We start from the raw sequence: 7,788 nt of genomic DNA, 5'->3' as shown, positions 1-7,788 counted from the left end.
CCTCCTGGCCACCTGGACCGGCGCCTGCTCGATATGCGGCCAACCCGCACCAACCCCCGAACCACACCACAGGATCTAACAAAGCCCTACTAAGGCCTCGATATGACTCCCTGGCGGCTCTCCCCCGAACCGTTGCCGTCACGGCCAAGATCCCTGAGCCGGCCGACGGCACCACGACGAGCATGGCCCGACACGCCACGAACACCATGGAACGCCCACAGCCTTCTCCCCGTCCGCCCCTGCCACCGGAACCGACAGCGCATGTCTACGACGGAGAGCTGGCCGGTGACACGTGGGAATCCGGCTCCAGCGTCGGCTCGCTGAGCTGCTCGCGCAGATAGTTCCAGACCACGGCGATCAGTGCGGCGGCCGGCACCGCGAGCAGACTGCCCACGATGCCCGCCAGACTTCCGCCCAACGTCACCGCCAGCAGGACCACCGCAGCGTGCAGGCCGAGTCCCCGGCTCTGGATCATGGGCTGGAACACGTTGCCCTCCAGCTGTTGCACCACGACGATGATCGCCAGCACGATCAGCGCATCGGTCAGTCCGTTCGACACGAGAGCGATGAGCACCGCGACGAAGCCCGCGAAGAGTGCGCCCACGATCGGCACGAACGCGGAGACGAAGGTCAGAACAGCCAGAGGGAGCACGAGCGGCACTCCGACGATCCACAGGCCGAGGCCGATGAGGACCGCGTCCAGGAGACCGACGTACGCCTGGGAGCGTACGAATTCACCGAGGGTCTCCCAGCCGCGTGCCGCGACGGTCGGTACGTCCGTGGCGAGCCGACCAGGAAGCTGACGGGCGAGCCACGGCAGGAACCGGGGACCGTCCTTCAGCATGAAGAACATCAAGAAGACGGCCAGAACAGCAGTCACCACGCCGTTGACCACGGTGCTGACCCCGGTGACGACGGTGGTGACCATGCTGCCGATGCTGTCCTGGATGCGGCTGGTCGCTGAGTCGAACGCGCCGGTGATCTGATCGTCACCGATGTTCAGCGGCGGCCCGGACGCCCACTCCCGCAGTCTCTGGATCCCTGCGACCACACCGTCGGCGAGTTCGCCGGACTGCGAGGCCACGGGCACTGCGATCAGCGCTGCGACCCCCACGGCGACCAGGAGGAACATCACTGTCACGACGGAAGCCGCCAGAGCCGGGGGCCACCCGCGCCGACGCAGGTAGCGCGTCATCGGCCACGTCAGCGTGGTCAGCAGCAGGCCGACTATGAGCGGCCAGACGACCGGCCACATACGGCCGAGCAGCCACACTGTCGCCGCGGCCATGACAAGGACCAGTAGCATCTCGCCGGAAACCCGCGCTGAGACACGGAGGGCGGCGCGGGTCTTGGTGGAGCTCAACGTGACAGACATGCGAGTCACCCTAATCCCGGGCGCACCCCCTTCGGACCGTGCCCGATCCGCGTTGGAGAGTGGCAGGGCCGTAAGGGATGGCTGCCGTCTCGACGAGCCCCGCGACCCGGTACGCGTCCCCAGGGAGGCCAACCATCGGCTCACCGACCGGTAGCCGCGGGGCTTCCGACATTTTGCGGGCACAGAGGGCCGTGGCGCGTCGGGATCCTTGATGGGTGACTGCGCGGGCAGGCGCCGAACGAGCGCTCCACGCGTGGCCGACCCGTGAAGGGATGTTGCTGATACAGATAGTTATGCTCCGTTTTCGCCTTTTTTGTTCGGGTACCACGCAGGAAGGACGGAGCGCATGATCCACCGGGGCGAGGAGGTGACGGTCTCACGCCTCCGACGACCGGCACGCACTCGGCGGGCCGTCTTCCGACGAACGAAAGCAACTTGCACACCCACTCCCGCACAGTTCAGCTCACCGCCGTTCCAGGCGCAGAACAGCAAGGAGCCCTCGTGTCCTCGGTACCCGACGTGACACTCAACAACGGTGTGAAGATCCCGCAGCTCGGCTTCGGGACATTTCAGATCCCGCCGGACGAGACCCGCGAGTCAACCCTGGCGGCCATCAGGACCGTACCGGCACATCGACACCGCGGAGATGTACGGCAACGAGAAGGAGGTCGGCCAGGCGGTCCGTGACTCGGGGCTCGACCGCGCCGACATCTTCGTGACCAGCAAACTGAACAACGGCGCCCACGCGCACGACGCCGCACTCGGTGCGTTCGAGGGCACGATGGAAGAGCTCGGGCTCGAGTATCTGGACCTCTTCCTCATCCACTGACCCCTGCCGGGTGTCGGGGACTTCGTGGAGACCTGGAACGCCATGGAGGAGATCTACCGCTCCGGACGGGTCAAGGCCATCGGGGTGTCCAACTTCCAGCCGCACCACCTGCGTCGCCTGCTGGAGAACAGCACGGTGGTGCCCGCGGTGAACCAGATCGAGGTGCACCCTTACCTCACCCAGGACACCGTACGGTCCTTCGGAGCCGAGCACGACATCGCCACGGAGGCATGGTCGCCCATCGCGCAGGGGAAGGTGCTGGACGATCCGGCCATCACCCGCATCGCGGACCGCTTGGGCAGGTCGACGGCTCAGGTGACCCTGCGCTGGCACCTGCAGCGCGGGGACATCGTCTTCCCCAAGTCAGTCACGCAGAAGCGGATCGAGGAGAACTTCGATCTCTTCGACTTCGAACTCACCGGCGCGGAAGTCGGTGAGATCTCCGCCCTCAACCGCGACGAGCGCACCGGGTTCGACCCGGACATGTTCAACGGCTGACAACGGCCACCCGGTCCGAGTTCCGCGCCGGCTCGCGTGAGCAGGCCGACGCCGTCGAGGCGTTGCCCCTGCTCCGCGGGTCGCCGTAGGGGATTTCCCACGCAGCCCTCGCACTCCGTGCGGTCGGCGGGCACGGGCCTCGTGTCCGGGCGCCGCATCGGCCGGGACGTCGTGGAGACTTGGGGGTGAGGGCGGCGTCCGCCGCCGGTAGGGACGTCGCACGGCCGAGGCAGGACGATGCGGCACACGCGCTACGTGCCGCTCGGGCAGCAGGCCGAGCGGACGAGGAGGACACGATCGACACCGCCGAAACGGGCCGGTACCCGCTGGACTCCGCCAGCGTCATGAACGCGAAGGAGACGCTCTTCGAGCTCCTGGGCCGCTCGGGCGTCCCCCGGAGCGAGGCCGAGGAGCTGATCGCCCTCGTGCAGGCCGGCGCGATCGCGGACGCACACAGCGAGCTCGGCACGACCGAGTGGGCCCCCGCCGACAGCGGCCAGCCGTACGGCACGGGCTGGCACGACGGCGCCCGCGCCGCCGGCGACGTACTCGTCCGTGCCGCCGAACGCGCCCTGGAACGTGCCATCGGTTCGGCGATGTCCGGTTCCAAGGACGACGCGCCGCGAGGCCACCACCCCGTCGGGAGGGTGGACGTGGAGCGTGCCAAGGTCGCCGTGACACCGCTATACCTCACTTTCAGCGGCAGCTCGGACCTCGATCCCGAGGTGTCGGACGAGGTGCTCAACGCGGTGCTCGGCACCATGAGCGTCGTGGGCCGGGTTGGCTACGCCGGGCAGCTCGAGCGGTTCGCCGAGACCGGGCGGGAGCGGCTGGCCCGGTTGTACGCGCAGTACGGGCCGAGCAGCCACATCGCCGTTCACGGCCGCTACTCGCTCCTCCATTCCCCCACCAGCATCGCCGTACTCGAACGCCTCACGGTCACTCCGTCCGCCCTGTGGGCGGAGTGGGAGCACGCCGAGCTGCCACCGGCCTGGCTGCAGGGACTGTCCTCGGCGTGGAGCGCGACCGGGACTCCGCCCGGCTGACGTCGGTCAGGTACAGGACAGAACGGGCCCCAGAGGTAGAGCCGGACCCGCTCCCGGTTCGTGAGCCGCAGCAGCCTGCCCCTCCGGCCGGCACGGCCATCCGCAACGGCCCGACGTCGGTGGACACGGGCGGGCGGAGTGATGCGGGGCACCCGCTTGTCGCAGGTGCCCCGGATCAGCGGCGCCGTGTCTCAGGCGAGCGGTTCGATGCGGATGTCGCGGAACCGGACCTTGTTGCCGTGGTCCTGGAGACGGATCGCTCCGGCCGAGGGCCCCTCGGCAATGCCCGCACCGGTCGGTCCGTCGATCGCGACGTCGTCGTGGACCTTCTTGCCGTTCCACACCACCGTGACCCGCGCGTCGGCGGTCTTACGGCCGCTGTCGTCGAAGCGGGCGGCGCGGAACGTGATGTCGTACTTCTGCCAAGTCTCCGGGGCCGTGGCCGCGTTGATGTCCGGCGCCCTCTTCTGGTAGATGGCCCCGGCCTCGTTCGTGTCGAGGGTGGTGTCGCCGAAGGAGTCGAGGATCTGCAACTCGTAGCGGTCCTGGAGGTAGATTCCGCTGTTGCCGCGGTCCTGACCGGTCACGTCGTCCGGTAGCAGCGGCACCCGGAACTCGAGTTGCAGTCTGAAGTCCTGATAGGCGTCCTTGGTGCGGATGTCACCGCAGCACACTTCCATGGCCCCCTCCGCGGCCAACGGCCACTCGACGCGTCGGCCGTCCGTGTGCTGCCACTGCTCCTGGGCGGTGGCGGTGCCGTCGAACAGGGGGACGGGTGCCCCGTGCGCGAGCACGGTGATCAGGTCGAGGTTCACATGGCCCGCGTCACCGGAATCGAAGCGGTACGAGAGGGTGTTGGGCCCCGCGTGCAGGCGAATCCGCTCGGTCTGCGTCGACCAGGCGTCCCAGGTACCGGTCGAGGGGAGCTGCGTCTGCTTCAGCTTCTTGCCGTTGACGTGGAGGGAGAGCGACTTGGTGCCCTGGTAGGGGTTCGGACCGTTGGAGTAGCGCAGGTTCACGTCGTAGTCGCCGGCCTTGGGCACGGTGACGTCAAAGGTCGTGGCGCCCTTGTTCTCCGTGTTGTAGCGGTCGACGAAGCCACTGCCCGAATAGCCGGGGTGGTCGGTGTTGATTCCGGCCGTACCGGTGAGCCGTGCCTCCTCGGCCTCGTACAGGGTGGCCGGCGGCGGCTGCTTTCCCGGCAGAACGTTCAGCGTGTACCACGCCTCCGTGCTCCAGAGCGTCTCGCCGGAGGCCGAGGCGAAGGGGCGAGGTGAGCGGAGGTGCACGACGCGGCCGGGCTTGAGCCCGTCGAGTCGCAGGCGCACGGTACGGCCGTCCTCGGCGAGGGTCGCCGACTTGACGCCGAGCTGCTCCTCCGCGATCTTCGGGCCGCCGTAGTCGGCTGTCGGGGTGTAGCGCCACTGCTCGGCCTTGTAACGGGTCGCGAGCTCCGCGGCCGTGGCCTCGGACAGGGGCTGGGTGTATTCCAGGTCGAAGCCGCCGGGCACGGCACGCATCTCCTGGACGTCGAAGGTGTTGCCCCCGTTGGGCGTGAGCTTCTGCAGGCCGAACTTCAACTTCCCTTCCTGGCCCCAGTTCCCGTCAGCCCCGAGTCCGCCGGCGTAGATCGCGCCGTCAGGCCCCGTCGTGATGCGGTTGACACCGGCTTCGAGTCCCTGGGTGTAGCGGAACACCGCCCCCTGGTACTCCCCCTTCACCTTCTCCAGATAGGCACGTTGCAGTCCGCCGTAGGTGACGTCACCGATGAGCATCTGCCCTGCGAAGCGCCCCTTCGTCAGGTGCAGCGGGGTGCTCGGGGAGTTGCCGATCTCGTTCTGCGGCAGCCAGAGCACCGGCTGGGTGACAGCACGGTTGTCGAACGGCCCCGAGGGCTCGGTGTAGTGGTTGAAGAAGCGGTCCTGCTTGATGTGTACGAGCTTCGAAGCGGGCAGCCAGCCGCCCTGGTTGTCGGTGGTGAAGATGTCGTCGCCGGGACCCCAGCCGATGCCGTTCGGGGTCCGTAGGCCGCCTGCCACCGCCTTGATCTTGCCCGTCTTCTTGTTCACCTTGTACGTCGTGCCGCGCCCAGGCGCCGGCTGTGGAGTGGTCGTCGCGCCGCCGTAGTTGATGGCGACGGACAGGTTCACGTAGAAGAAGCCGTCGCGGTACAGCAGCCCGAAGGCGAACTCGTGGAAGTTTCCGCCGTACGGCCAGGTAGCCACCGTGCGGTAGTCATCCGTGACGAAGTCCCCGTCGATGTCCACGAGTTGCGTCAGTTCGTGCTTCTGCGAGACATAGAGGGAACCGTCGACGTACTTGATGCCCATGGGCTCCCGCAGGCCCTCGGCGACCTTCGTCACCGTCACCTTGTCGCGGCTGGTGTCACCCGTGACGTGGTCCAGGAGGTACACCGCACCCCTGACGGCCTCGGAGCCACCCCAGGTGGAGAGCGCCAGGCGCCCGTCCGGCAGCCAGTCCATGCCGGTGACCTGGGGCTCGAAGCCGTCCGGGCGCAGGTCTGTGAGGTCGAGATCGGGGCGGACATCCGCAAGCGGGAGGCCGTCTCCGGGGCTGTCGGCACCCGACTCGCACTCCTTGCGGCCGGGCGCTGTGACCCGGACGACTCCGGCGTCCGTACTGAGGGCCTCGTGCGGAACGACTGCGAAGTCGGCCTCGCCCGGCGGCTTCCAGGCGAGCGTGAGCTGTTGCTCGCCGCCCCTCTCGAAGTAGTCGACGCGGAACGGGTGCAACCCTGCGCCGAGTTGAACGGCTCCGTCCTTGGGCTCGGCACCATGGAGACCGTCGTGATCGATGACCTCCTGGTCGTCGACCGTGAGGCGCGAGCCGTCATCACTGTTCAGGCGGAAGGTGTACGTTCCGTCGGCCGGGATGGTCAGGTAACCCGACGCCTCAGCAACGAAGTTGTCGGCGTAGCCACCGAAATCACCCACCGTCGACCAGTCGACGTTCGACATCAGCTTGTCGAAGTTGGGCGTCTGCCCAGGCTTGAGCGTACACAGCTTGCTGAGCGGCACCTGGGTGTCGAAGACCCGCAGGGTGACGCCCGGTTCCTGGGGCGGGATCTCGTCAGGTGCGGCGACGGACGGAGGAGCGGCCCAGACCCCGCCGGCGAGGAAGCTTCCTGCGAGCAGAGTGGTGAGCTGTGTTCGGGCACGTTGGAACAGCCGTGGATGCATCGGTCCTCCAGAAGGGGGTGGCACTCCGGTAGGGCTGCACGAATCCGCGAGATAGCAGGACGTCCGAGGTCGAGCCGTCACGCTAGGGGACTTCCGTTGAGGAAGTCCATACTTTGTCATCTGTGAGTTCAAAGTTCGGGCCGTGTCCGTGCCCGCCCACGGCGCAACCTTTTCGGTGAACTCGGGCCGGGCGAGCAGGTCCACCGCCCGGAAGCCGGGCGCGCCCCGGGAAGGGCGGGCCCCCGCTGCACCCGCACCCACGGGCCCGCGGCAGGCTTCCGCACGGAGTGTGCAATGTGTCATGCCGGGTATACGCGTGTGGCGACGGGGTTGCACGGTGCGGCCGGTCTGACGGGGGACGTGACATGGCACAGCTGGCGACACCTGGCGGGGCCTCGCTGAGCAGGCAAGACGTGCACGCGAACAGGATTACGGGCAGTGCCGCGTATGACATGAACTCCGTGGAGATCGGCCACGCGCGCGGCTTCGTTCGCGATTTGCTCATGAACGCCGCATCCGAGCACGGGGTACCCGTCCCGTCGCGTGTCCTGGATGTCGCACAGCTGGTCGTGAGCGAGCTGGCAACCAACGTCTGCAAGTACGCGCCCGGCCCCTGCCTGCTGGACGTCGAGGTGGTCGACAACATGCTGGGCATCACGATGTGGGACTCCGGTGATGTGCTCCCCATGGCCCAGCAGGCCGACCCGACGCGCACGGGGCAGCACGGCCTGGAAATCGTTCTCGCGCAAACATTCAGCGGGTAATCGGAGCGTGATGGTTTCCGGCGTTGGATGACTGGCCGTCACGGTGGGAGCGTGGTGGAAGCGGGATGCGGTGTGG

Annotated in this window: 4 protein-coding genes and 1 pseudogene; 3 read left to right on the top strand and 2 right to left on the bottom strand. The window is 67.8% G+C overall.

Translation table 11 applies throughout. The annotated features are described in order from the left end of the window. Window positions 1-265: 265 nt before the first annotated feature. Window positions 266-1,375, bottom strand: coding sequence for an AI-2E family transporter (locus tag ACFU5K_RS30560; RefSeq protein ID WP_384067593.1), 1,110 nt, complete (start codon window positions 1,373-1,375; stop codon window positions 266-268). Between the two features lie 501 nt (window positions 1,376-1,876). Between ACFU5K_RS30560 and ACFU5K_RS30555 the strand changes: the two are divergent. Together ACFU5K_RS30555 and ACFU5K_RS30550 are read left to right on the top strand one after the other, a co-directional pair. Then, window positions 1,877-2,702 (top strand): annotated as a pseudogene (locus ACFU5K_RS30555) (aldo/keto reductase). A 344-nt stretch (window positions 2,703-3,046) separates the two neighbouring features. Next, window positions 3,047-3,748 carry a hypothetical protein gene (locus ACFU5K_RS30550; protein ID WP_384067591.1) on the top strand — a complete coding sequence of 234 codons (702 nt, stop codon included), beginning with the start codon at window positions 3,047-3,049 and terminating at the stop codon, window positions 3,746-3,748. Between the two features lie 191 nt (window positions 3,749-3,939). Here ACFU5K_RS30550 and ACFU5K_RS30545 read toward each other — a convergent pair whose 3' ends face one another. Beyond that, window positions 3,940-6,948, bottom strand: coding sequence for a family 16 glycoside hydrolase (locus ACFU5K_RS30545; RefSeq protein ID WP_384067588.1), 3,009 nt, complete (start codon window positions 6,946-6,948; stop codon window positions 3,940-3,942). 365 nt (window positions 6,949-7,313) lie between these two features. Between ACFU5K_RS30545 and ACFU5K_RS30540 the strand changes: the two genes are divergently transcribed. After that, on the top strand, window positions 7,314-7,712 hold the full coding sequence (locus tag ACFU5K_RS30540) for an ATP-binding protein (RefSeq protein ID WP_384067585.1): 399 nt from the start codon (window positions 7,314-7,316) through the stop codon (window positions 7,710-7,712). Window positions 7,713-7,788 lie beyond the last annotated feature (76 nt).

The sequence above is a fragment of the Streptomyces sp. NPDC057428 genome (assembly GCF_042803195.1).
In the GTDB taxonomy this organism is placed as follows: Bacteria; Actinomycetota; Actinomycetes; order Streptomycetales; family Streptomycetaceae; genus Streptomyces.
Note: the sequence above shows the minus strand (reverse complement) of the source record. Positions and strands in the feature narration are given on the sequence as shown.

What these genes read in the sequence shown, in the direction of transcription:
- ACFU5K_RS30545 (WP_384067588.1), bottom strand. Translation starts at nt 6,948, where the DNA reads ATGCATCCACGGCTGTTCCAACGTGCCCGAACACAGCTCACCACTCTG.
- ACFU5K_RS30540 (WP_384067585.1), top strand. Translation starts at nt 7,314, where the DNA reads ATGGCACAGCTGGCGACACCTGGCGGGGCCTCGCTGAGCAGGCAAGAC.
- ACFU5K_RS30560 (WP_384067593.1), bottom strand. Translation starts at nt 1,375, where the DNA reads ATGTCTGTCACGTTGAGCTCCACCAAGACCCGCGCCGCCCTCCGTGTC.
- ACFU5K_RS30550 (WP_384067591.1), top strand. Translation starts at nt 3,047, where the DNA reads ATGAACGCGAAGGAGACGCTCTTCGAGCTCCTGGGCCGCTCGGGCGTC.